This window comes from Streptomyces sp. DSM 106670 (genome assembly GCF_055792845.1).
The window spans coordinates 6,931,634-6,954,789 of record NZ_CM147704.1; the positions used below are offsets into that span (position 1 = coordinate 6,931,634).

At 71.4% G+C, this 23,156-nt stretch carries 23 protein-coding genes; 15 read left to right on the top strand and 8 right to left on the bottom strand.

Translation table 11 applies throughout. From position 1 onward, the window contains the following. Positions 1-5: 5 nt before the first annotated feature. The 4 genes from ACSMXR_RS30655 to ACSMXR_RS30670 all read right to left on the bottom strand — a co-directional run bounded on the left by ACSMXR_RS30655 (position 6) and on the right by ACSMXR_RS30670 (position 4,825). On the bottom strand, positions 6-1,622 hold the full coding sequence (locus ACSMXR_RS30655; protein WP_473170359.1) for a beta-N-acetylhexosaminidase: 1,617 nt from the start codon (positions 1,620-1,622) through the stop codon (positions 6-8). 62 nt (positions 1,623-1,684) lie between these two features. Beyond that, positions 1,685-2,530, bottom strand: a complete 846-nt coding sequence (locus ACSMXR_RS30660; RefSeq protein ID WP_473170360.1) for a carbohydrate ABC transporter permease — start codon at positions 2,528-2,530, stop codon at positions 1,685-1,687. Continuing rightward, on the bottom strand, positions 2,527-3,510 hold the full coding sequence (locus tag ACSMXR_RS30665; RefSeq protein ID WP_242742984.1) for a carbohydrate ABC transporter permease: 984 nt from the start codon (positions 3,508-3,510) through the stop codon (positions 2,527-2,529). The genes ACSMXR_RS30660 and ACSMXR_RS30665 overlap by 4 nt, the downstream gene beginning before the upstream one ends. 46 nt (positions 3,511-3,556) lie before the next feature. After that, positions 3,557-4,825, bottom strand: a complete 1,269-nt coding sequence (locus ACSMXR_RS30670; protein ID WP_137234041.1) for an extracellular solute-binding protein — start codon at positions 4,823-4,825, stop codon at positions 3,557-3,559. Between the two features lie 280 nt (positions 4,826-5,105). Here ACSMXR_RS30670 and ACSMXR_RS30675 point away from each other — a divergent pair, with 280 nt between their 5' ends. The 10 genes from ACSMXR_RS30675 (at position 5,106) to ACSMXR_RS30720 (ending at position 14,778) form a co-directional block, all read left to right on the top strand. Next, positions 5,106-5,945, top strand: a complete 840-nt coding sequence (locus ACSMXR_RS30675; RefSeq protein ID WP_103511201.1) for a GntR family transcriptional regulator — start codon at positions 5,106-5,108, stop codon at positions 5,943-5,945. Between the two features lie 124 nt (positions 5,946-6,069). Continuing rightward, complete coding sequence (locus ACSMXR_RS30680) at positions 6,070-7,317, top strand: lactonase family protein (protein WP_473170361.1); 1,248 nt, start codon at positions 6,070-6,072, stop codon at positions 7,315-7,317. A gap of 110 nt (positions 7,318-7,427) precedes the next feature. Further along, on the top strand, positions 7,428-7,679 hold the full coding sequence (locus tag ACSMXR_RS30685) for a YkoF family thiamine-binding protein (protein ID WP_473170362.1): 252 nt from the start codon (positions 7,428-7,430) through the stop codon (positions 7,677-7,679). Beyond that, positions 7,676-8,074, top strand: a complete 399-nt coding sequence (locus tag ACSMXR_RS30690) for a helix-turn-helix domain-containing protein (protein ID WP_473170363.1) — start codon at positions 7,676-7,678, stop codon at positions 8,072-8,074. Before ACSMXR_RS30685 ends, ACSMXR_RS30690 begins: the two co-directional genes overlap by 4 nt. Positions 8,075-8,238: 164 nt before the next feature. Then, a complete protein-coding gene (gene uraD / locus ACSMXR_RS30695) occupies positions 8,239-8,775 on the top strand; it encodes a 2-oxo-4-hydroxy-4-carboxy-5-ureidoimidazoline decarboxylase (RefSeq protein ID WP_473170364.1) in 537 nt (178 codons plus the stop codon). Between the two features lie 20 nt (positions 8,776-8,795). Beyond that, a complete protein-coding gene (gene uraH / locus ACSMXR_RS30700; protein ID WP_073881777.1) occupies positions 8,796-9,185 on the top strand; it encodes a hydroxyisourate hydrolase in 390 nt (129 codons plus the stop codon). Positions 9,186-9,192: 7 nt separating this feature from the next. Beyond that, on the top strand, positions 9,193-10,116 hold the full coding sequence (gene pucL, locus ACSMXR_RS30705; RefSeq protein WP_473170365.1) for a factor-independent urate hydroxylase: 924 nt from the start codon (positions 9,193-9,195) through the stop codon (positions 10,114-10,116). Positions 10,117-10,184: 68 nt separating this feature from the next. Further along, complete coding sequence (locus ACSMXR_RS30710; protein WP_137234036.1) at positions 10,185-11,585, top strand: nucleobase:cation symporter-2 family protein; 1,401 nt, start codon at positions 10,185-10,187, stop codon at positions 11,583-11,585. A gap of 45 nt (positions 11,586-11,630) precedes the next feature. Further along, positions 11,631-13,019 (top strand): 8-oxoguanine deaminase, encoded by a 1,389-nt coding sequence (locus ACSMXR_RS30715; protein ID WP_218524234.1) that lies wholly within the window; start codon positions 11,631-11,633, stop codon positions 13,017-13,019. Positions 13,020-13,320: 301 nt separating this feature from the next. After that, a complete protein-coding gene (locus ACSMXR_RS30720; protein WP_218524233.1) occupies positions 13,321-14,778 on the top strand; it encodes a nucleobase:cation symporter-2 family protein in 1,458 nt (485 codons plus the stop codon). 106 nt (positions 14,779-14,884) lie between these two features. Here the strand turns inward: ACSMXR_RS30720 and ACSMXR_RS30725 are convergent, their stop codons facing one another. Continuing rightward, on the bottom strand, positions 14,885-15,700 hold the full coding sequence (locus ACSMXR_RS30725) for a chitosanase (RefSeq protein WP_473170366.1): 816 nt from the start codon (positions 15,698-15,700) through the stop codon (positions 14,885-14,887). Positions 15,701-15,783: 83 nt separating this feature from the next. On the opposite strand from ACSMXR_RS30725, the gene ACSMXR_RS30730 reads away from it, so the two are divergent. Beyond that, positions 15,784-16,467 carry an alpha/beta fold hydrolase gene (locus tag ACSMXR_RS30730; RefSeq protein ID WP_473170367.1) on the top strand — a complete coding sequence of 228 codons (684 nt, stop codon included), beginning with the start codon at positions 15,784-15,786 and terminating at the stop codon, positions 16,465-16,467. A 25-nt stretch (positions 16,468-16,492) separates the two neighbouring features. Here the strand turns inward: ACSMXR_RS30730 and ACSMXR_RS30735 are convergent, their stop codons facing one another. Then, entirely contained in the window at positions 16,493-16,870 is a 378-nt protein-coding gene (locus ACSMXR_RS30735; protein ID WP_473170368.1) for a VOC family protein, read from the bottom strand. Between the two features lie 211 nt (positions 16,871-17,081). Beyond that, on the bottom strand, positions 17,082-17,699 hold the full coding sequence (locus ACSMXR_RS30740; protein WP_473170369.1) for a TIGR03086 family metal-binding protein: 618 nt from the start codon (positions 17,697-17,699) through the stop codon (positions 17,082-17,084). Positions 17,700-17,858: 159 nt separating this feature from the next. Here ACSMXR_RS30740 and ACSMXR_RS30745 point away from each other — a divergent pair, with 159 nt between their 5' ends. The 3 genes from ACSMXR_RS30745 (at position 17,859) to ACSMXR_RS30755 (ending at position 21,862) form a co-directional block, all read left to right on the top strand. Then, the gene (locus ACSMXR_RS30745; RefSeq protein WP_473170370.1) at positions 17,859-18,851 is read left to right on the top strand and encodes a fibronectin type III domain-containing protein; all 993 of its coding nucleotides are present in this window, start codon (positions 17,859-17,861) and stop codon (positions 18,849-18,851) included. Between the two features lie 93 nt (positions 18,852-18,944). Beyond that, positions 18,945-20,333 (top strand): M20/M25/M40 family metallo-hydrolase, encoded by a 1,389-nt coding sequence (locus tag ACSMXR_RS30750; RefSeq protein ID WP_137234028.1) that lies wholly within the window; start codon positions 18,945-18,947, stop codon positions 20,331-20,333. Continuing rightward, positions 20,330-21,862, top strand: coding sequence for a YfcC family protein (locus ACSMXR_RS30755; RefSeq protein WP_473170371.1), 1,533 nt, complete (start codon positions 20,330-20,332; stop codon positions 21,860-21,862). Before ACSMXR_RS30750 ends, ACSMXR_RS30755 begins: the two co-directional genes overlap by 4 nt. A 27-nt stretch (positions 21,863-21,889) precedes the next feature. Here ACSMXR_RS30755 and ACSMXR_RS30760 read toward each other — a convergent pair whose 3' ends face one another. Continuing rightward, positions 21,890-22,372 (bottom strand): ArsR/SmtB family transcription factor, encoded by a 483-nt coding sequence (locus ACSMXR_RS30760; RefSeq protein ID WP_473170372.1) that lies wholly within the window; start codon positions 22,370-22,372, stop codon positions 21,890-21,892. A 105-nt stretch (positions 22,373-22,477) separates the two neighbouring features. On the opposite strand from ACSMXR_RS30760, the gene def reads away from it, so the two are divergent. Further along, positions 22,478-23,137: a peptide deformylase gene (gene def / locus ACSMXR_RS30765; protein WP_381847495.1), complete on the top strand. Its 660-nt coding sequence runs from the start codon at positions 22,478-22,480 to the stop codon at positions 23,135-23,137. Positions 23,138-23,156 lie beyond the last annotated feature (19 nt).

Sequence of the window (23,156 nt, forward strand, 5' to 3'; positions counted from 1 at the left end):
AGTGGTTACGAGTGGGGTCGCGCTGTTCCTGAGGACGGGGACGCGTGCCCGGCCGTCGCGAGCGACCGTGCGTCCAGCGGGCGGTAGGGGACGCCCAGGGCGTCCAGCCGGGCGGTGTGGTGACGCAGCCGCTCGACGAACCCCGGCCAGTCGCCGCGCCCGCCGGACCAGGAACGGTCGGCGAGCGCGCACAGCCGTGGGTAGCTGAGGTACTCGATCTCCTCGGGGGTGCGGGCGTACTCCGTCCACACCTGGGCCTGGGTCCCGAGCACCCGGCCCCGCTCGGCCTCCGGCCAGTCGGGCGGGGCCGGTTCGTAGGCGTGGACCGTGTGCAGGGAGACCGGCGCTCCGGGCTGGGCCACCGGTTCCGACGGGTCGCCGGACTGGGCGTAGTCGAGGTAGGTCGCCCGGTGGTGCGCGGCGATCACCTGGTGGCCGCGGTGTACGGCGGCCCGCGTGTGCGAGGAGTCGCGCCAGGTCATCACCGTGAATTCCGGCGGGAGTTCGGCGCCGTTCTCGACCCAGCCGAGCGGAATCCGGCCGCGCTCCACCAGGAACGCCCCGATCCGGCCCATGAACCAGCCGTGCAGCGCCGACGGGTCGGCGAGCCCCAGCGCCGCCGCGCGTTCGCGGGCCGCCGGGCTCTCCTCCCATTCGGTGGTCGGGCACTCCTCGCCGCCGATGTGGATGTAGGGCGACGGGAAGACCTCCATCACCTCTTCCAGCACGGCGCGGCAGAAGTCGAAGACCCCCTCGTGCACGCCGAGGATCGTGTCGCACACCCCCCAGCGGGTCCACACGTCCAGCTCCCGCTCCGGGTGATTGCCCAGCTCCGGATAGGCGGCGAGCGCGGCCCGCACATGGCCGGGCATCTCGATCTCCGGTACGACGGTGACGCCGCGCTCCGCCGCGTACCGCACCAGGACCCTCAACTCCGCCTTCGTGTAGTGCCCTTCGTGCGGCACCGTGTCGAAGTGCGCCCCGTCCGGACCGGTCGGGCCCTTCTGCGACCCGGCCCGCCGGGAGCCGACCGAGATCAGCCGGGGGTAGGCGTCGACCGGCATCCGCCAGCCCTGGTCGTCGGTGAGATGCAGATGCAGGACGTTCAGCTTGTGCAGCGCCAACAGGTCCACGTACCGGCGCAGATAGCCGATCGGCTGGAAGCGCCGCGCCACGTCCAGCATCGCCCCGCGCCACGGCCGGTCCGGTACGTCGGTGATCTCGACGCACGGCAGCTCCCAGGAACCCGTGCGCGCCGGACCGCCCGACAGCGCCTCGGCGGGCAGCAGTTGGCGGATCGTCTGGACGCCCCGGAGCAGCCCGGTGAGATGGGCGGCGCGCAGCTGGAGGGCGCGCGGGGCGACCGTCAGCCCGTACCCCTCCTCGCCGAGGCCGCCGAGCCGGTCGTCCAGGGCGAGGACGACCCGGCCGTCCGGCGCGGGGGCGAGGGGCAGTCCGGTGGTGCGGCCGACCAGGGTGCGCAGCAGGTCCGCCGCCGGCTCCGCGCCCCGCAGCGCCCGGACGGTGGTCTCCCGGTCGAGGGTGAGCCGGCCGCCGAGCGAGGAGATCCTGCTGGGCCGGGGGAGGAGGGAGAGGGCGGGGGCGGGGCGCGATGCGGGCACGGGGTCTCCGGATTCGGTTCGCGGGCGGGCGGGCGGGCGGGTGGCGAGGTGGTGTCGAACGCTCAGCCCTTGACGGCGCCGGCGGCGAAGCCGGACGTGACATGGCGCTGGAGCAGCAGGAAGATCACCAGGGCGGGCAGCGCGAAGAGGGTGGAGGCGGCCATGGTGGCGCCCCAGTCGGTGCCGAAGGTGTTCTGGAAGGACGACAGCCAGACCGGCAGCGTGCGGTTGTCCTGCTGCTTGATGATCAGGAAGTTGGCGTAGGCGAACTCGTTCCAGGCGGTGATGAACCCGAACAGCGAGGTCGCCATCAGACCCGGTGCCAGCAGCGGCATCGCCACCCGCCAGAAGGCCCCGGTCCGGGTGCAGCCGTCGACCTGCGCGGCCTCCTCCAGCTCCGGCGGGATCGTCCCGATGAAGCCCCGCAGCACCACGACGGTGAACGGCAGCGTGATCATGAAGTAGATCAGCGTCAGCGTCGGCAGCCGGTCCAGCATGTCGGTGTCCCGCGAGATGATGTAGATCGGGATGATCAGCGACTCCCAGGGCGCCATCTGCGCGATGAAGATCATCAGCATGAACTGCCGCCGGCCCTTCCACCGCAGCCGCGCCACGGCGAACGCCGCGCCCAGCGCGACCAGCAGCGCCAGCAGGACGGCCCCGAGCGTGACCAGGATGCTGTTGCGCCAGAAGAGGGCGAACCCGTCGGCTTCCACGGCGCGTTGGAAGTGGTCGAGCGTCCAGGTGTGCGGGAAGAGCTGCGGGTCGGCGGACTGGATGTCCTTGGACGGTTTGAAGGCCGTGGAGATCATCCAGTAGACGGGGAAGAGGCACACCACGACGGTCACGGCCGCGGCGAGGTTCAGCGGCAGACGCCGCAGCCGAGGGTGCGGGACAGGTGAGTTCATCGGGTCTCGTCCTCCTGGCGGAGCATCTGGCGGAAGTAGAGGACGAGCACCCCGGACATCAGGACCACGGTGACCATCGAGGCGGCGGAACCCAGGTCGTACCGCTGGCTGGAGAGCGCCGTCTGGACCGCGTAGACCGGCAGGATCGTCGTCGCGTCGCCCGGCCCGCCCCGGGTCATCACCCAGATCTGGACGAACGCCTTGAACGTCCAGATCACCTCCAGCGAGAGGACCAGCAGAAAGATCGGCCGCAGCATCGGGAAGGTCACCGAACGGAAGATCCGCGCCGCGCCCGCCCCGTCCAGCCGCGCCGACTCGTACAGCTCCGGAGAGACGGTGGTCAGTGCCGAGTACAGGGTGATCGCGGCGAACGGCACCGACTGCCAGACGATCAGCGTCACCAGGATGGCGAAGGCCGCGGTGCCGTTCGCGAACCACGGATAGCGCTCGAAGGAGTCGAGGCCGAGCGAGGTCAGCGACCAGTTGACGATCCCGAACTCCGAGTGGAACAGCCACTGGAAGACGGTGGTCGCCGCCACCACCGGCATCGCCCAGGCCAGCACCAGCGAGCACAGCACCACCGTCCGCCCGATCCGGCCCAGCCGCTCCACCATCAGGGCGACCAGGGTGGCGATGACCATGATCAGGACGACGTTGACGGCCATGAACAGGAAGGTGCGGCGCACCACCTCCCAGAACCGTGGATCGGTCAGCAGCGTGCGGTAGTTCCGCAGCCCGACGAACTCCGCGTCACCCGCGATGAGCTGGCGCAGCCGGAAGTCCTGGAACGAGATCAGGACGGCCCGCACCAGCGGGTAGACCAGCAGATAGAGCATGCCGCCGACGGCGGGGGCGATCAGGGCGTACGGCCAGAGGCCCTGGGCCCTGCCGCGCGGGGGCGGGTCCTTGCGTACGGCGAGGCGCGGGGCCGGGCGCCGCCGGGGGGTGCGGGGTGCGGTCCGTTGGTCGACGACCGGCACGGCACGCCTCCTTTCGAGCTGCTGCGGTGGCGGATCGGGGGCCGGGTCAGGAACCGGCGTTCATGGCCCGGGTGATGTCCTGCGAGGCCTTCGCCGCCTCCTTCGCCGGATCGCCCCCGGTGAGCACGGCCGTCATGTAGTCCTTGATCGGGTTCTCCGCCTCGACCGCGGCCCAGCCCGGGGTGTTGGGCGTCGCGTGCCCGTTGGCCGCGCCGACCGCCATCGCGGCGGCCCCCGGGTCGTCGGCCACGGCGGAGGCCAGCGTGGTCCGGTTCGGTACGTAGCTCATGGCGACGGCGAGCTTCTTCTGCCAGGTGTCCCCGGTCAGCTCCTTGATGAAGGTGACCGCCTCGTCGGGGTGGGCCGCGGCGGCCGGCACGACCAGGTCGGAGCCGCCGGTGAAGACCGCGCCCGGAGTGTCCGCGGTCCTGCCCGGGATCGGGAAGAAGGCGAGCTTGCCCGCCAGTTCGGGGTTCTTCTCCGCGATGACCTTGGCTCCGCCCGGGGTCTGGATGACCTGGGCCACCTGCCCCTGGGCCATCACCTCGGTCTGCGGCGGGTCGTCCTCGTCGGAGTCCTTGGGGCCCTTGCCGAGCGCCTGGAGCTCCTTGTAGAAGGCCATGCCGCGCAGCGCCTCGGGGGTGTCCAGCGCGCCGGACCACTTCTCCCCGGACCTGCTCGCGAGGTCGCCGCCCTCGTCCCAGATGAATCCGGCCAGCGCGTACCACATCTGTCCGGGCAGGTAGATGCCCTGCGTGCCGCCCTTGTTGAGCTTGGCCGTGGCGTCGATCCACTGCTCGCGGGTCTTGATCGCCGCGGCGTCGACGCCGGCCTTCTCGAAGAGGTCCGTGCGGTAGACGACCACCCGGTTGGCGGCGTAGTACGGGATGCCGTACTGCTTGCCCTCGTACGAGCCCGGCTCGGCCAGGCCGCTCAGCCAGTCCTCGCCGTTCAGCTCCTCGGTCCGGTCGCTGAGGTCGAGCAGCCCGCCGCTCTCCGCGAACTGCGCCACCTGGGTGTTGCCCGCCTCGATGACGTCCGGGGCGTCGTTGCTGGCCAGGGCGGCGGTGATCTTCTGGCCGATCCCGTCCCACTCCTGGACCTGGATCTTCACGTCGATCGTCGGATGGCGCTTCTCGAAGTCCGCGGTGAACTCCTTCTGGAACTCGTCCGAGACGCTGTCGCGCATCAGCCAGACGTCCACCGTCGTCCGGCCGTCCCCGTTGCCGGAGTCCGGCCCGGACGACGATCCACAGGCACTGAGTACGGCGGTCAGGACGAGCACGGACCCACCGGCGAGCAAGCGGTACTTCACGGTTCACCTCGGAAGAGAGACGGATCGGACGGACCTGACGAGGCCTGACCACCTGACCAGTAGGGCTCACTGGACAGCTCGCCTGTCGGTGGTGGATGAAGGTGGCATAGACCAATGGGGCCGTCAACCCCCTGCGTACAAAGGGAAATTGGTGATCTATCCGTAACGTGGCCGGTCGGTACGGGCCGGGCAAGCGCTACACTTCACCTGACCAGCAGGCCAGTTGGTGTGGCGGGATGGTCAACTGGTAAGAAAAGCGCAGTCGTCGGGAGGGGAGACCATGGACGCGGATGTGCCGGGGACGGTGCTCAAACGGGAGCGGACCCGCGATGCCGTGCTGGAGCTGATCGAGTCGCGCAGCCCCGGCGACGCCATCCCCTCGGAGCGTGCTCTGTGCGCCCTGCTCGGCGTGTCCCGGCCCACCGTGCGCGCGGCGGTCGACGAGCTGGTCGCCGCCGGACTCCTGGTGCGCGAGCACGGCCGGGGCATGTTCGTCGCCCCCGCCAAGATCACCCAGGAGCTGGTGGCGGGGGACCGGTCGCTGACCGTGCCGCAGGCGTCGGGAGCCTGGTCGAGCCGGCTGCTGGAGTTCACCACGCTCCAGGCGGGGGCCAGGGTCGGCCGCAAGCTGCGGATGTCACCGGCCGCCGAGATCGTCTACGTGGCGCGGCTGCGGCTGGTCGACGGGGCGCCGATGGCCATCGAGCATCTGCACATCCGGGCGGAGCTGGTGCCGGGGCTCAGTGCGCAGGAGCTGGAGAGCGGCGACCTGTACGAGCATCTGCGCGCCACCCACGGCGTGCACGTCCACGAGGCGGTCCAGGCGATCGAGCCCACCGTCGTCACCCGTGCCGAGGCCGGGCTGCTCGACGTCCCGGAGCTCTCGCCGGCGCTGCTCTTCGAGCGGCTGACCTCCGACACCACGGGCCGCCCGGTGGAGTACGTCCACTCGCTCTACCGGGGCGACCGCTACCGGATCGTCTCCCGGCTCGCGCTCGGTCCGGCGGCCGACATCGCCCCCGACCGGGAGGGACACCACCCGGGTATTCCGCCCGGCGATTTCGCGCACGGCGACGCCATCGCCTCCTCGACCAGGGGGGACATCCAGGCGGGCGCCTGATCGCGACCTCCCGGTCGCGTTGCACAGGACGCAACTCCGGTTGCACCTCTTGTCGAACGGGCGTCGGCGGGCCAGGGTGGCGGACGCATCCGAAGCAGCCGAACCCCCACACGAGGTGCCTCGCATGAACCCAGCCCCCCACCCGAACCCGGTCCCCGCCCGTCCCGGCCGCGCCCCCGCGTCCGCGGTCGAGGCCCCCGGCCCCGGCCTGCCCAGCCGCCGGGGCCTCCTCGGCGGTCTGCTGGCGGGAGCCGCCCTGGCCGCCGCCCCCGCACTCGCCACCCCGGCCCTCGCCGCGCCCGCCCGGTCCGCTCCGGCGCCCGCCGCCCCGCGCGCCACCCGCCCGCTGCTGCTCGGCACGTACACCTCCGAGGCGGGCGGCGGCACGGGCATCGGCACCGCCGCGTACGACTCCGGCACCGGCGCCATCACCACCGGGCCGACGATCACCGGCGTCGAGAACCCCTCCTACCTGGCCCTCCACCCCTCCGGCGCCACCGTCTACGCGGTCTCCGAGCAGGACGCGGGCGCGGTCACCGCCGTGGCGCTCGCGCCGGACGGGACGTACGAGCTGCTCGGCACCCGCCCCACCGGCGGCTCGGGCCCCACCCACCTCTCCGTCCACCCGTCCGGAAACTGGCTGCTGAGCGCCAACTACACCTCCGGCAGCGTCGCCGTGCACCCGGTCGCGGCGGACGGATCGCTGGGCGAGCGCACCGACCTGGTCACCCACAGCTCGCCGCCGCCCGGCCCCGGCCAGGGCGGACCGCACGCCCACCAGATCGTCACCTCGCCCGACGGCGGCCATGTCCTCGCCGTCGACCTGGGCACCGACACCGTGTACACCTACGCGCTGGACGAGTCCGCCGGGACGCTCACCGAGGTCTCCCGCGCCGCCCTGGCCCCCGGCTCCGGCCCCCGCCACCTGGCCTTCCACCCCGGCGGGCGGTTCGCCTATCTGGCCTGCGAGCTGGACGACACCATGGTCGTCTGCGCGTACGACCCCGCCACCGGCGTCCTCACCCCGGGCCCCGGGCAGTCCACCGGCACCGGACCGGGCACCAGCTACCCCGCCCAGCCGGTGGTCACCGGCGACGGGGCGTACGTCTACCTCGCCAACCGGGGCCACAACAGCCTCACCCGGTACGCCGTCGAGGACGACGGGGCGGCCCTGCGCCTGCTGGACACCGTGCCGGTCGGCGGCGACTGGCCCCGCCAGCTCGCCCTGTCCCCGGACAGCTCCCTGCTCTTCGCCGCCAACCAGCGCTCCTCCACCGTGACCGTCTTCGCGGTCGGCCCCGACGGCTCCCTGACCGGGGCGGGCGAGCCCTTCCCGGCGCCGGTCGCGGTCTGCGTGCTGCCGCTCCCGTGACCACCCCGGCCGGGGCCCCGCGCGCACCGGAGCGGGGCCCCGTCCAGCGGTTACAGTCGTGGCCGAGCCGCGGGAGCCCGCACCCCGGGCGAGGACACCATGGAGGCACAGTGCGCTTGAGGGTGGAATTCACCACCGAGCCGTTCGATCTCGATGAGGCGCCCACCCACGCGGTGGTGGCCCGCGAGGTGATCCAGGGCGCCGAGCTGGACGCCGTCGACGTCGGACCCTTCGGCAACACCGCGGAAGGCGGCGCCGACGAGGTGCTGACCGCCGTGGACGCGCTGCTGCGCCAGTCCCTGGCCTCGGGCGCCACCCGGGTCTCGCTCCAGGTGAACGTGATCGAGGGGGACGTGTCATGACCGAATCCGTCGATCACCCCCCGGCGACGGCCGATCACCCTCTCGTCTCCGCCGTCAAGCCGCTCGTCGACGCGATGGGCGCCGAGCTGCTGGGCCCCGAGCAGGCCCAGCCGGACGATGTGGTGCTCGCCTGGGAGGGCCGGGACGTCATAGCCGTACGCCTGCCCCAGCTCTCCGACTCGCTGGACCACATCCTCGCCGCGATGGAGCGACGGCACGGGATGCCACTCGCCGACCTGGACCGCAAGGCCAAGCAGAGCGTCGTCCGGACCCTGGAGGCACGCGGTGCCTTCTCCGTGCGACACGGAGTGGAGACCGTGGCCGGCGCTCTGGGCGTCTCCCGGTTCACCGTGTACAACTATCTGAACCGGGAACATTCGGCCAAGGGTGAGTAGTTGGCCGAACCCGCCGAACGCACCGGAAAGCCGCCGTCCGCATGTCGGGACGGCGGCTTTCTTCGTTCGCGAGATTTCAACAAAGTGTTGACGTCGTGTTGCGGAGGGCGTTAGCTATCCGCAGCCCGAACAACGCACAGCGAAAAACAGCCACGGAGGCTCCCGTGACTTCGAGCTCCACACCGGGCCTCACCCGGTTCAACACCCTGGCGGACGGCGAGGCCACTCCCGCACTGCACGAGGTGTGTGCCAGTGCGACCTGGGGAAACACCATCCTCGCCGGGCGTCCGTACGCCACCGAAGAAGCCCTGCTCGCCGCGAGCGACGCCGCCATGGCGACGCTCGCCGCGGCGGACCTGGCCGAAGCGATGGCCGGCCACCCGCCGATCGGGCGTCCGGTCCCCGGCGACCCGACCTCCTCCCGCGAGCAGCGGGGGATGGCCGGCGCCTCCGAGGAGCTCAAGACCGAGATGCTCGAACTGAACCTGGCCTACCAGGAGCGGTTCGGACATGTCTTCCTGATCTGCGCCACCGGCGCCACCGGTGAGCAGATGCGCGACGCGGTGAAGTCCCGGATCGGGAACTCGCCCGAGCAGGAGCAGGAGATCGTGCGCACCGAACTGGGCAAGATCAACCGCATCCGGCTGACCCGTCTCGTGACGGAGACCCTCGCAGAGGGCGCTCCCGCACAGGACTCTTGAGATCTAGGAGAGTGACGGTCTTGAGTACCGACACGACCGCATCGGTGTCCACCCACATCCTGGACACCAGCATCGGCCGCCCCGCCGCGTCCGTCGCCGTCTCGCTCGCCGCCCGCAGCGGCGGCGACGCGCCGTACGTGACGCTCGGAGCCTCCGCGACCGATGCGGACGGGCGCTGCAAGGACCTCCCGGCACTGCCGGAGGGAACGACCCATGTGCGTCTCGACTTCGACACCGAGACGTACTTTTCCAAGAAGCAAGCCGAGGCGCAGCAGGACGCCCCCCGCGTAAGGGACAGCGGCGCGTTCTTCCCGGAGGTGACCATCGCGTTCGCGGTCGTCCCGGGCGAGCACTATCACGTACCGCTGCTGCTCAACCCGTTCGGCTACTCCGTTTACCGAGGGAGCTAGCACCGACATGCCCACGATTCTCGGCCAGAACCAGTACGGCAAAGCAGAGAACCGCGTCGTCAAGATCACGCGGGACGGCGACACCCACCACATCAAGGACCTGAACGTCTCGGTCGCCCTCTCCGGCGACATGGACGACGTCCACTACTCCGGCTCCAACGCCAACGTCCTGCCGACGGACACCACCAAGAACACGGTGTTCGCGTTCGCCAAGGAGCACGGGATCGAGTCCGCCGAGCAGTTCGGCATCCACCTCGCCCGGCACTTCGTCTCCTCGCAGGCGCCGATCCACCGCGCCCGGATCCGGATCGAGGAGTACAGCTGGGAGCGCATCGCGACCTCCGACGGCAACTCCAGGTTCATCGGCGCCGACGAGGTCAAGCACTCCTTCGTCCGCAAGGGCCAGGAGACCCGCGTCTCTCAGATCACCTACGACGGTGAGAACTGGGAGGTCATCTCGGGCCTCAAGGACCTCACCGTGATGAACTCGACCAACTCCGAGTTCTGGGGCTACGTCAAGGACAGGTACACGACGCTGAAGGAGGCGTACGACCGCATCCTGGCGACGGACGTCTCCGCCCGCTGGCGCTACAACTGGACCAGCGACGAGCAGCGCATGCCGAACTGGGAGAAGTCCTACGAGCAGGCGCGCAAGCACATGCTCCACGCCTTCGCCGAGACGTACTCCCTCTCGCTCCAGCAGACCCTGTACCAGATGGGTTCGCGCATCATCAACAGCCGCAGCGAGATCGACGAGATCCGCTTCTCGCTGCCGAACAACCACCACTTCCTGGTGGACCTCGAACCGTTCGGCCTCAAGAACGACAACGAGGTCTACTTCGCGGCGGACCGTCCCTACGGTCTGATCGAGGCCACCGTGCTCCGGGACGGCGTCGAGCCGAAGATCCCGGTCGACATGACCAACCTCTGACGCGGCACTGAACCGGCCGCCGTCCGTCCACAGCCGGACGGCGGCCGGTCATCCCGGAGGGAAAACCCATGGCACAGCCTGCAACGGGGCCGGCAGAAGGCCCGTGCAAAACCTCACCGACCGCCGCCGACACGGCAGTTCACCCGGTCGACGAGAAGCTTCCGCCCGCGCGGCTCGTCCCCGCCGCACTCCAGCACATCGCCGCCATGTACGCGGGCGTCGTCACCCCTCCGCTGATCATCGGCCAGGCCGTCGGCCTGGACACCGCCGGAATGACCCGGCTCATCGCGGCGAGCCTCCTGATCGCCGGACTCGCCACCATCCTCCAGACGATCGGCCTCGGCCCCTTCGCCGGCAACCGGCTCCCCTTCGTCAACGCCGCCTCCTCCGCCGGGATCGCGCCGATGCTCGCCATCGCCGAGACCAGCGCGCCGGGCCACCAACTCCCCGCGATCTACGGGGCGGTGCTCGTCGCCGGAGTCTTCTGCCTGGCCGTCGGCCCCTTCTTCGGCAGACTGCTGCGCTTCTTCCCGCCGCTCGTCACCGGCGTGGTCATCACCCTCATCGGCGTCACCCTCATGCCCGTGCCCGTCGCCTGGGCACAGGGCGGCGACGCCACCGCCGACGACTTCGGCGCCATGAAGTACCTGGCGCTGGCCGCCTTCACGCTCGTCGTCATCCTGCTCATCCAGCGCTTCGGCCGCGGCTTCCTCAAGCAAGTGGCCCTGCTCATGGGCATGTTCGTCGGCACGCTGGCCGCGATCCCGTTCGGACTCGCCGACTTCTCCGCGCTGAAGTCCGCACCGCTCGCCGCCCTGCCGACCCCCTTCGCCTTCGGCGCGCCGGAGTTCCACCCCGCCGCGATCCTCTCGCTCTGCATCGTCATGCTCGTCCTGATGACGGAGTCCTCGGCCGGAATGCTCGCCCTCGGCGAGATCTGCGACCGCCGCACCGACGGCCGTACGATCACCCGCGGCCTGCGCACCGACGGCATCGCCACCCTCCTCGGCCCGGTCTTCGGGGGCTTCCCGACCAGCGCCTTCGCCCAGAACGTCGGCGTCGTCTCGCTGACCCGCGTCCGCAGCCGGTACGTCGTCGCGGCGGCGGGCGGCGCGCTCCTGGTCCTCGGCGCCTTCCCGGTGCTCGGCGCGGTCGTCTCGCTCGTGCCCATGCCCGTACTCGGCGGCGCCGGGATCGTCCTCTTCGGCTCCATCGCGGTCAGCGGCATCCGTACGCTCTCCGAGGCCGGCCTGGACGACAGCTCCAACATCATCCTGGTGGCCGTCGCGCTCGGCGCGGGCATCATCCCGCTCGCCGCGCCCACCTTCTACGCCGGTTTCCCGGCCTGGGCACAGACCGTCCTCGGCTCCGGGATCAGCGCGGGAGCACTGGTGGCGGTCGTGCTCAACCTGTTCTTCCACCATCTCGGCACCCACAGCCGCACCGCTGTGGCACTCAAATCCTCCTAGGGTCCTGCCGTGCCCACATCGCCACAGAGAGAAGAAGGAAGCGCCATGGCAGCTTCGGCAGACCCTCAGCGCATCGTCATCGAGAACTGTTCGATCGCCACCGTCGACGCCCAGGACACGGAGTACGCGTCCGGGTACATCGTCGTGGCGGACAACCGCATCGAGTCCGTCGGCGCCGGCAAGGCGCCGGAGGGCCTGACCGGCGTCGTCCGCCGCATCGACGGCACCGGGCACCTCGCGACCCCCGGCCTGGTCAACACCCACCACCACTTCTACCAGTGGATCACCCGGGGCCTGGCCACCGACCACAACCTCTTCAACTGGCTGGTCGCCCTCTACCCGACCTGGGCGCGCATCGACGAGCCGATGGCCCGCGCCGCCGCGCAGGGCTCGCTGGCCATGATGGCCCGCGGCGGCGTCACCACCGCCATGGACCACCACTACGTCTTCCCGAAGGACTCCGGCGACCTGTCCGGCGCGATCATCGGCGCCGCCCGCGAGATGGGCGTACGGTTCACCCTCGCCCGCGGCTCCATGGACCGCAGCGAGAAGGACGGCGGCCTGCCGCCGGACTTCGCCGTCGAGACCCTGGAAGGCGCGCTCGCCGCCACCGAGGCGACGATCGACGCCCACCACGACGCCTCCTTCGACGCGATGACCCAGGTCGCCGTCGCGCCCTGCTCGCCCTTCTCGGTCTCCACCGAACTGATGCGCCAGGGCGCCGAGTTGGCCCGCCGTCGAGGCGTACGGCTGCACACCCACGGCTCGGAGACCGTCGAGGAGGAGCAGTTCTGCAAGGAACTGTTCGGGATGGGCCCGACCGACTACTTCGAGTCCACCGGCTGGCTCGGCGACGACGTGTGGATGGCGCACTGCGTCCACATGAACGACTCCGACATCGCCGCCTTCGCCCGTACGGGAACGGGCGTCGCCCACTGCCCGTCCTCCAACGCCCGCCTCGCCGCAGGCATCGCCCGGGTCCCCGACATGCTCGCCGCCGGCGTACCCGTAGGCCTCGGCGTGGACGGCACCGCCTCCAACGAGTCCGGCGAACTCCACACCGAGCTGCGCAACGCCCTCCTCATCAACCGCCTCGGCGCCCACCGCGAGGCCGCCCTGAACGCCCGCCAGGCCCTGCGCCTCGGGACCTTCGGCGGGGCCCAGGTGCTGGGCCGCGCCGACCAGATCGGCTCCCTGGAGGCCGGCAAGCTCGCCGACCTCGTCCTGTGGAAGCTCGACACCCTGGCCCACTCCTCGATCGCCGACCCGGTGACCGCGCTCATCTTCGGCGCGGCCGCCCCGGTGACCCTCTCCCTCGTCGACGGCAAGCCGGTCGTCGAGGGCAACCACCTCACCACGGTGGACGAGGACGCCATCGCCCGCGTCACCCGCGACGAGGCCCGCCGCCTCGCGCAGATCGCCGCCGGGGCCTGACCCCGGGCGGTATCCCCGACCGGCCGGTCGAGGGGGACGGCCCGAGACCGGCCGCCGTGGACCCGAGCGGGGCCCACGGCAGCCGGTCCGGCGGACGCGCGCCCCATGGTGCGCGCCCGCCGGACCGGTGATGAACGCTGCCCGCACACACCCCCGGTGCGCGCCCCTTTCCGTACCCCCCTCTGCACGACCTGCACGACCTGCACCACCTGAGAGAGCCGCAAGCACCGCCGCACCACTTACGCATCACCTCCCTGACACCCGCGTCGCCGACGACGCGTAACCGACCGGAGGAACCGCCGTGGCCGCTAAGCCCAGGTTTCGCAAAGACGCAGACGCAGCAGCCCCCGACGCGACGGCCGACACCGCCGTGGACACGGGGGACGACCGGAAACACCCGGTCGACGAGACCCTTCCCCCACTGAAGATGTTCACCAGCGGCCTCCAGCACGTGGCCGCCATGTACGCGGGCGTGGTGGCCCCGCCGCTCATCGTGGGGCCGGCCGTCGGCCTCACCGCCAAGGAGACCGCCTTCCTGATGGGGGCGAGCCTGTTCACCGCGGGCATCGCCACCCTGCTCCAGACCATCGGCTTCTGGAAGGTCGGCGCCCGGCTGCCCTTCGTCAACGGCGTCTCGTTCGCCGGTGTGGCCCCGATGATCGCGATAGGCAAGGACCGGGGACACGACGGGATAGCCGTCATCTTCGGCGCGATCATCGTCGCGAGTCTGCTCGGGTTCGTCCTCGCCCCGTACTTCGGCAAGCTGGTCCGCTTCTTCCCGCCCGTCGTCACCGGCACCGTGATCACCCTGATCGGTGTCTCGCTCCTGCCGGTCGCCTTCAACTGGTCGCAGGGCGGCAACGCCACGGCGGACGACTACGGTTCGATGACCAACATCACCATGGCCGCCGTGACCCTGGTGATCGTGCTGGCCCTGCGCAAGCTGCTGCGCGGCTTCCTCCAGCAGATCGCGATCCTGCTCGGTCTGGTCCTCGGCACCCTGATCGCCATCCCGGCCGGCATCACCGACTTCGGCGCCATCAGTGACGCGGACGTCGTGGGCTTCCCGACGCCGTTCGCCTTCGGCGCCCCGCAGTTCGAGATCGCCGCCATCATCTCCATGTGCATCGTGATGCTCGTCTGTATGACCGAGTCCACCGCGGACATGCTGGCCCTCGGCAAGATCGTCGGCCGCCCCGCCGACGAGAAGATCATCGAGGGCGGTCTGCGCGCCGACACCCTCGGCAGCGCCATCAGCCCGCTCTTCAACGGGTTCATGTGCAGCGCCTTCGCCCAGAACGTCGGCCTGGTCGCCATGACCAAGATCCGCAGCCGCTTCGTCGTCGCGGTGGGCGGCGCGATCCTGATCGTCCTCGGCCTCGTCCCGGTCGCCGCCTCGGTCATCGCCCTCGTACCGCTGCCGGTGCTCGGCGGCGCGGGCATCGTCCTGTTCGGCACGGTGGCGGCCAGCGGCATCCAGACCCTGGCCACCGCCGCCCTGGAGAAGGGCGAGAACGCCCTGATCGTGGCGGCCGCCGTCGGCATCGGCCTGATCCCGATCGCCGCGCCGCAGTTCTACCACGCCTTCCCCGAGGACCTGCTGGTCGTCCTCGACTCGGGCATCTCCACCGGCTGTGTGGTGGCGATCGTGCTCAACCTCGCCTTCAACCACTTCGGCCGCAGGCCGGACGCGGAGGACGAGGAGTCGGCGCACGGCGAGCACGTCGTGCCCGCCGCCGCGGGGGTCGGTGTCCACTGACGTATCCGCCCGCCCTCCGGTGAAGCCCCGTGCCCCGCACGGGGCTTCGGCCGTGTTCCGGCGACGTCAGCCCCGGGGCGTGTCCGGCGACCGGCGGCGGACACGCCTAGTCGATCCGGTAGGCGTCCCCGTACACCTTCCACCGCAGCGGCGTCTCCAGCCCGAGCTTCCCCTCCCGTACGAAGACCCGCTGGGCGGTCTCCACCCGGCTGGTGTCGGTGTGCGAGGGCTCCCGGCCGATCGCGGCGACCCGGGCGTCGAGGAACGCGTTCAGATACGCCTTCTCGTCGCCGCCCCGCGCGGGCGTCCGGGCCGCCGCCAGCGCCTCGCGGCGCATCGTGCGGAAGCCGACCGTGCCCTCCGTGTCGCCCTCGCCGTGCATCACGTACGCGTCGTAGTAGACGAACTGGCCGAGCGCCCCGAGCCCGTCCCGCTCGGCCTGCCGTACCGCCGGGCCGAAGTACAGGGCGTCGCGCTCCGCGTCCTGCGCCGCGCGGAAGGCGGGGTCGTCGGCCGCCTTCGCCCAGGCCCGGGTGAACGGACGGCCGAGCCCCGTGTGCGCGTCGCTGCCCTCCACCGCGCGCAGCGCCGGAAGGAACGGCTCCAGCGGATTGCCGGGGCGCGCCTTCGCGTACCGCTCCACGACCTCCGTCATGTCACCGGTGCCGGAACAGAACCCGATGATGCCCGCCGTGTACCCCCGGCCGTCCCCGATGTCCTCGATGTACGGGTACTGCGCCTCCCAGTCCAGCGAGGAGTTCTCGGCGCTGGAGACCAGCCGCATCGCGATCCGCTTCTTCGCCGGGTCGTTCAGCCCCTCGTCCGGCGCCTTCGGCGAGGACGCGGAGCAGCCTGTGAGGGCGGCGGCCGTGAGGAGCGTGGCGGCGAGGGGCAGGCGCAGGGCCCGGACGAAGTGCTTCACCCGCCCAGCCTGCCAGGCCGGGGCCGGGGCCCGGCCCGGGGGCAGGGAGCCGACCGGGGTCCGTCGGCTGTAGCGTCAGGGGCATGGAAGATCAGTCTGTTGTGGATGTCGGCGATGTGCGCCTCGCTTACCGGACCTGGGGCGACGCGTTCGGCTCGCCCGTCGTGCTGCTGCACGGCCTCGGCGGTTCGGCCGCGAACTGGGAGGCGGTCGGCGCCCTGCTGGGCCAGGAGTGGCGGGTCTTCGCCCTGGACCTGCGCGGCCACGGCGAGAGCGACTGGCCCGACGACTACGACCTGGAACTGATGGCCGAGGACGTCGTGGGCTTCCTCGACGAACTGGAACTGGACCGGGTCGGCCTCGTCGGCCACGGCATGGGCGGTGTCGTCGCCCGGCTGCTGGCCCAGGAGCACTCCGACCGGGTGGAGCGGCTGGTTCTGGTGGAGACCCCGGCCCCGTTCCCCGGCGACCCGGGTCCGGCGGGGCGGGCCGAGGGCCCGGTGGACTACGACGAGAACGCGGTGCCCGCCGTACGGAATCAGCTCGCCGACCCGGGACCGGACGCGGACGCGGCCCTTGGCGACATCGTCTCCCCGACGCTGATCATCACCGGTGGCCCGGAGAGCACGATGGAGCAGCACCGCCAGGCGGATGTGGCCTCCCTGATCCCGGACTGCCGGCTGATCACGGTCCCGGGCGGCCACCGGATGCACGAGACCCGGGCCGACCAGGTGGCCGCGCACATCACGGAGTTCTTCACCAGCTGAGCGGCGCTTCGGCCGCGCGCGGTGGTCAGGGCCGGATGATCCTGCGGATCAGCTCCGGCGTCCATTCGACGTACTCGATCTCCGCTCCGTCGGCATGGCGGGCGTAGAGGAACCGTCCCGTGGGGCCGGCGGTCTCGGGGGTGGTGATCGTGGCGTCGGCGGACTTCAGGGTGGCCTGCAGATCGTCGAGATCGTCGACGACGACGGTCGCGGAGGCATGACCGTACTGCGCACGCTCCTCGGCCGGTCCCGCGATGACCAGGAAGTTCCCGATGGCGGCGAGGCCGATCTCGTGGAAGGCCAGCCGCAGATGGGGCCGCTCGCCGGTGAGCTCCTCCAGCAGCGGCAGTGCCTGGTCGAGGTCGTCGGTCCAGAGGCGTGCGTATGTCTTGAGGATGGTCATGAGGGCGCTCCCAGCGGTCTCTTCCCGTGTCCCGGAAACCGTAGGCGGAGGATCGGCCGACGGGAAGAGAGCACTTTTCGGTGAGAGAGGCACCTGAACGAAACCGTGCGGCACTCCGAGGCACGCCGCCCCACGCCGACTCGGGCGGGCCCCGCCTCCGCCGCCCTCACCCGCCCGGGGCCGCTGCCTCGGCCACCTGGCGCCGCCGCCCTCACGCGCCCGGCGGCCGCCAGTCCGGACGGCGGCCGCTGAGGCCGATCACCCGGTCCAGCAGCGGGGCGTCGTCCGGCACCGGGACCGGCGGCCCGAAGATGCCCCCGCGGTCCGGGTCGTCCTCGTCCGGAGCGAGCAGGGCAGCGCAGGACCGCAGCTCCGCCTCGCCCGCCGCGTACGGCTGCCCCGTCGACCGGGCCAGGTCCCAGCCGTGGACGACGAGTTCGTCGAGCGCGACCGCCCCGGCCACCTCGCCGGGCAGCTCCACCCCGCCCGCCCGGGTCATGCCCGTCCAGGCGTCGGGCGAGCGCCAGGCCGCCGCCACCTCCTCCAGCCGCCGGGGCAGCACCTCACGCCAGTCGTCGTCGAGTACGGGCAGGGCGGCGTCCGGGGAGGCGGCGGTGCTCGCGCCGAGATCCTTGCGGGCGGCGTCACGGAAGGCGGCGGTGAGCCCGGCGAGATGGCCGAGCAGCTCCCGTACGGCGTAGTCGGGGCAGGGGGTCGGGCCGTCCAGCCGGCCGTCGTCGACCGGGCCGAGCAGCCCGGCGATCCGCCGGGCGGCCGGCTCCAGATCCAGCGGGACGGAGGCCGGCGCGGAGGTCTCGTGCGTATCCATACAGGGCAGACCCCTCCACCACCGAAAACTCATCGGCCGACGGGCCACCCGGACCGCGACGCGGGTGACGCAACCCGGCACATAGCGGAAGGTTCCCGGCCGGACTCTTGTCGGAGGGCCCCACGCCATGTCATACAGGTCTGGACCATTGCTGTCCGGATGGAAGGCACCCCCGTGCAACGCCCCCACATATCTGCCGCGTTGGCCTGTTCCGCCCTGCTCCTCACCCCCCTCCTCTCCGCCTGCGGTGGTACCGCCGAAGCCGACACCCAGCCCCCCGGCACCCCCGAGGGCGTGACCGCCCAGGCCAGCAGCTCCACCTCGGTGCACGTCATGTGGAAGGCCGCCTCCGACGACGAGAAGGTCGCCGGTTACGAGATCTACCGGGGAAAGGCCAAGGTCAAGAGCGTCCCCGCGACCAAGACCATGATCGACGTCGACGGTCTTACGGCCTCGACGGACTACACCTTCAGCGTCCGCACCAAGGACACGGCCGGGAACCTCTCCGCCCCCAGCAAGGCCGTCCCCGTCACCACCCAGGACACCCCGCCCAAGGACGACACGCCTCCCACCGCCCCGGCGAAACTGGCGGGCCGCGCCGACGGAAGCCGCGCCGCCACCCTCACCTGGGGCGCCGCCAAGGACGACGTCGGCGTCACCTCGTACGACATCTACCAGGAGGACTCCCGGATCCACAGCGTCGCGGGCACCGAGACCTCGGCGAAGGTGACGGGCCTGCGCCCCGGGACCGTCTACACCTTCACCGTCCGGGCCCGTGACGCCTCCGACAAGTCCTCGGCCGACAGCAACGCGTTCGACCTCACCACCGAGTCCGCCCCCGGCGCGCCCGCGAGCACCGCCCCCACCGGTCTGCGCACCGAGATCGGCAAGGAGGGCGCCGAGTTCACCCTCGACCTGTCCTGGGACCAGCCCGAGACGGGCGGGGTGATCCCCGCCTACGAGCTCTACCTGAACGGCAAGCTGACCACCACCATCGTCTGGGGCGGCACACCCCCGAAGGGCCGGGCCACCTACCGCCTGAACCTCCCCGACCCGGCGGGCACCCGCTACTCGCTCAAGCTCAGGGCGAAGCTTCCGGACGGCAAGTGGGGCGACTTCTCGGCCCAGCCGACGGTGGTCCTGACGGACTGACACCGGTCGTGGCATCCGCCTCCCAGGCGTGCGGCCCCGCACACCCTGTGGTCCATTGATCCGGAAGGGCCGGCGGACCGAAGGGGCTGAACCATGGACCGGGGAGACGACCTGAGCACACGGGCCGATGCGCTGATGGACGGGCTGATCGCCGACCTGGAACGGCTGACGGCGATCCCCTCCATCGCCTTCCCGGGCTTCCCGCCCGAGCCCGTGCGGCAGGCCCACGACCTGCTCGTGGAGCTGCTGCACGGCGCCGGAGCGGAGCGCGTGGAACGGCTCGACCTCCCCGACACCGCGCCGGTCATCGTCGCGGAGGTCCCGCCCCCGGACCCGGGCGCGCCGACCGTCCTGCTCTACGGTCACTACGACGTACAGCCGCCGGGCGACGAGGCCCTGTGGCTCTCGCCGCCCTTCGAGCCCACCCCTGTCGAGGGCGGGCTGCGGGCCCGGGGCATCGCCGACGACAAGTCCAACATCATCGTCCACCTGGGGGTGCTCCGCGCCTACGAGGGGCGTCCACCGGTCGGGCTGAAGATCGTGCTGGAGGGTCAGGAGGAGTACGGCAGCGCCTTCGACGACTATCCGCCCACCGACCCGGAGCGCTTCGCCTGCGATGCCATGGTCATCGCCGACATGGGCAACCTCCGCCCCGGCAGCCCCACCCTCACCACCGGGCTGCGCGGCGCGTCGGAGGTCGTCGTCGAGGTCCGCACCCTCGCCGAACCCCGGCACAGCGGCGAGTTCGGCGGCGCGGCCCCCGACGCCCTGCTCGCCCTGCTCAAGGCCCTGGCCACCCTGCACGACGTCCACGGCGACGTCGCGGTCGAGGGGCTGCGCCGGGACGCGTGGACCGGCACCACCTATACGGAGGAGGAGTTCCGCTCCCTCGCCGGGGTCCGGGAGGGCATGCCCCTCATCGGCTCCGGGAGCCTCGGCGAACGGCTCTGGAGCGGACCGGCCGTCACCGTCATCGGCATCGACGCCCCGAGCGTCGATCACGCCGCCTCCGCCGTGGTCCCGTACGCCCGCGCCAAACTGAATCTGCGCTTCCATCCCGAGCAGGACCCCAGGGAGGCGCGGGACCTGCTCGTCACCCATCTGGAGTCCCTGCGCCCGTTCGGAATCCCCCTCACCGTCACCCCCGGCGACACGGGCCCCGGATTCGAACCCGCGACCGACGGTCCGGCGTACCGGGCCGCCCTCACCGCACTCCGGGAGGGCTGGGGGAGCGAGCCGGCCTTCGTCGCGAGCGGCGGCTCCATCCCGCTGGTCAACGGCCTGGCGAAGGCGGTCCCGGACGCCGAGGTCCTGCTCTTCGGCGCGCAGGACGGCATGTGCAACCTGCACGCCCCGAACGAGCGGGTCCTCTTCTCGGAGCTGCGCTCGGCGGTGATCGCGGAGGCCGCGTTCCTGAGGGAGTACGCGAAGACGTACGGCGACACCGCGAAGGCCGCCGACTCCGCAGGGGGTGCCGCATGAGCAGCGCGGCGGACACGAGACCCGCACCGGAGGAAGAGCCCCCGGCCAAGAAGAAGTTCACCTTCCCCAGCGCGCTCACGATCCTCGCGGTCGTCACCCTGGCCGTCTGGGCGCTGGCCTTCCTGATCCCGCCCGGCGCCTACGACCGTAACGAGGACGGCGCACCCGTCCAGGGCACCTACCACCGGGTCGACTCCGACCAGAGCTTCGTCGACCGCCTGAACGACCTCTTCCTCTCCCCGGTCAACGGGCTCTACGGCGTCCAGGACGCGAAGACGGGCGAGGTCGGCCCGGACCTGGCCGGCGAACTGTACGGCAGCGCGGGCGTGTTCCTCTTCGTGCTGGCCATCGGCGCGTTCATCACCGTGGTGTTCGCCACCGGCGCCCTGGACCGGGGCATCGGCCGCCTGGCACACCGGCTGCGCGACCGGGGAGCGCTGCTCATCGTGGGCGTGATGCTGGTCTTCGCGCTGCTCGGTACGGTCGAGGGCTTCGCGGAGGAGACGCTCGGCTTCTACGGTCTGATCATTCCGCTGATGCTGGCCCTCGGCTACGACCGCATGGTGGCCACCGGCACGATCATCCTGGGCGCGGGCATCGGCGTGCTCTGCTCCACGGTCAACCCCTTCGCCACCGGAGTCGCGTCCTCCGCCGCCGATATCTCGCTCGGCGACGGCATCGTGCTGCGCGCGATCATGTGGGTGGTCCTGACGGCGGTGACGATCGCCTACGTCGTCCGGTACGCGAACCGCGTCCGCAAGAACCCCGACCGCTCGCTCTCCGGCTTCCGCCCGGGCGACCGCGAACACAACGCGGCGGACGCGGCGGAGCCCCCGGAGCTGACGCGACTGCACCGGATCATCCTGGTCCTGGTCGGCCTGGTCTTCGCCTTCATGATCTTCTCGGTCGTCCCCTGGTCCAGCGCGCTGACGGGCGACGCCGACGCCACCCCGTACGGCTTCGAACTCGGCTGGTCCTTTCCCCATCTGGCCGCCCTGTTCCTGGTGGCGGCGGTCCTGGTGGGCGTCGTCGCCCGGTTCGGCGAGCAGCGGCTCAGCGCGACGATCATCCAGGGCGCGGCCGACTTCATCTCCCCGGCCCTGGTCATCGTCCTCGCCCGCGGTGTCACGGTCATCATGAACAACTCGCAGATCACCGACACCGTGCTGCACTCGATCGAAGGCGTGGTCTCGGGCACCTCCTCGGCGCTCTTCGCGGTCTTCGTCTTCCTCGTCAACCTGCCCCTCGCCTTCCTCATCCCCTCCACCTCCGGCCACGCCACCCTGGCGATGCCGATCCTGGCCCCGCTCGCCGACTTCGCCGGGGTCTCCCGCGCCGTGGTCGTCACCGCCTGGCAGGCGGCGAGCGGCTGGATGAACCTCTGGGTCCCGACGACGGCGGTCACCATCGGCGGGGTGGCCCTGGCGAAGGTCGGCTACGACAGATACCTGCGGTTCGTCTGGCCGCTGCTGGCCGTGCTGTTCGCCCTGATCTGCGGGTTCGTGGCGCTGGGGGCGGTGTGGACCTGAGGGGGCGGGGCCGGTGAGCCGCCCGGCTCAGATATCGCCCCGGTCCTCTTCCTCGGCCGGCAACGGGAACAACCTGGCGACCACGGCCACCGCCATGGAGCCCGCCGGACGCTCGGCGGGCTGCCGGTCGCGCTCGCGGTAGGGAGCCAGCAGGGCGCGGACGGACGCGGCCAGCTCGGCCATCTCCCGCGGGGTGAGGTGGACCACGGCGTCGAAGGACTCCTCGGAGGGTTCCGGCGGCTCCTGCCCGGAGGGCCGGTCCGGCGACTCCCAGCGAAGCCGCCACGGCCTGCGGCGCCCCCCGCTGTGCGGAGCTTCCTCGACCAGTCCGTGCTGGGCGAGTTGACGCAGATGGAACGAGCAGAGACCGGAGCTGTGTCCGAGGCGGGCGGCGGCCTGGGTCGAGGTGACCGTGCCCAGCTCGGCGAGCAGATCGAGCAGCGCCACCCGCACGGGATGGTCGGGAAGCGGCCGGCGGGCGGAGGTCGGTGGACGGTTCTCATCAATCACTTGGCAAAGGGTGCTACTTTGCAAAGCGTTCGGTCAAGTCGGTCCGCAACGGGCCGGTAACCCGGCTTCGTTCGGGCAGGCGCGCGTGAAAGGCGTTGATATTCCATGGGTGTTCGGCACGACGACTCCTCTCAGGACCGTCGGGTGCGGGTGCAGGGCCGCCCCGTCGATTCCTTTCCGCGGTTCGTGCCGGAGGCCGAACGGGGCACGGTGCGCCGCATCACCGTGGTCGGCGAGGACATCCTGCGGCGGCGGTGCCGGGAGGTCACCGAGTTCGGCACACCGGAACTCTCCCGGCTGGTCGACGACATGTTCGCCACGAACCGGGTGGCCGAGGGCGCGGGGCTCGCCGCCAACCAGATCGGCGTGGACCTGCGGCTGTTCGTGTGGGACATCACGGACGACTGGGGGGTGCGCCACGTGGGGCACATCGCCAACCCGGTCCTGGACGAGATCCCGGCCGAACACCGCAGGCTGGTCGACGAATCCGAGGGCTGTCTGTCCGTGCCCGGCCCCTACCGTGTGGTGCCCCGCCCGGACCGTGCCGTCGTGCGGGGCCGTGACAAGGACGGCGAACCGCTGGTCATCGAGGGCCGGGGCTACTTCGCCCGGTGCCTCCAGCACGAGACGGACCATCTGCACGGGCGCCTCTACCTGGACCGGCTCGCCCAGCGGGAACGTAAGGCGGCCCTGCGGGAAATGGCGGAGGCCAAGGACGAGGTCTTCGCCCGACGCGCCGAGCGGGCGGCGCGGTCGGGCACGTGACCCCGACCGGGAACACCAC

Bases quoted from the DNA above. Each gene is read 5' to 3' on its own strand.
- pucL (WP_473170365.1), top strand. From the start codon at position 9,193: ATGCCCACGATTCTCGGCCAGAACCAGTACGGCAAAGCAGAGAACCGC.
- ACSMXR_RS30755 (WP_473170371.1), top strand. From the start codon at position 20,330: ATGAGCAGCGCGGCGGACACGAGACCCGCACCGGAGGAAGAGCCCCCG.
- ACSMXR_RS30750 (WP_137234028.1), top strand. From the start codon at position 18,945: ATGGACCGGGGAGACGACCTGAGCACACGGGCCGATGCGCTGATGGAC.
- ACSMXR_RS30680 (WP_473170361.1), top strand. From the start codon at position 6,070: ATGAACCCAGCCCCCCACCCGAACCCGGTCCCCGCCCGTCCCGGCCGC.
- ACSMXR_RS30710 (WP_137234036.1), top strand. From the start codon at position 10,185: ATGGCACAGCCTGCAACGGGGCCGGCAGAAGGCCCGTGCAAAACCTCA.
- ACSMXR_RS30715 (WP_218524234.1), top strand. From the start codon at position 11,631: ATGGCAGCTTCGGCAGACCCTCAGCGCATCGTCATCGAGAACTGTTCG.
- def (WP_381847495.1), top strand. From the start codon at position 22,478: ATGGGTGTTCGGCACGACGACTCCTCTCAGGACCGTCGGGTGCGGGTG.
- ACSMXR_RS30660 (WP_473170360.1), bottom strand. From the start codon at position 2,530: ATGAACTCACCTGTCCCGCACCCTCGGCTGCGGCGTCTGCCGCTGAAC.
- ACSMXR_RS30690 (WP_473170363.1), top strand. From the start codon at position 7,676: ATGACCGAATCCGTCGATCACCCCCCGGCGACGGCCGATCACCCTCTC.
- ACSMXR_RS30740 (WP_473170369.1), bottom strand. From the start codon at position 17,699: ATGGATACGCACGAGACCTCCGCGCCGGCCTCCGTCCCGCTGGATCTG.
- ACSMXR_RS30745 (WP_473170370.1), top strand. From the start codon at position 17,859: ATGGAAGGCACCCCCGTGCAACGCCCCCACATATCTGCCGCGTTGGCC.
- ACSMXR_RS30675 (WP_103511201.1), top strand. From the start codon at position 5,106: ATGGACGCGGATGTGCCGGGGACGGTGCTCAAACGGGAGCGGACCCGC.
- ACSMXR_RS30735 (WP_473170368.1), bottom strand. From the start codon at position 16,870: ATGACCATCCTCAAGACATACGCACGCCTCTGGACCGACGACCTCGAC.
- ACSMXR_RS30730 (WP_473170367.1), top strand. From the start codon at position 15,784: ATGGAAGATCAGTCTGTTGTGGATGTCGGCGATGTGCGCCTCGCTTAC.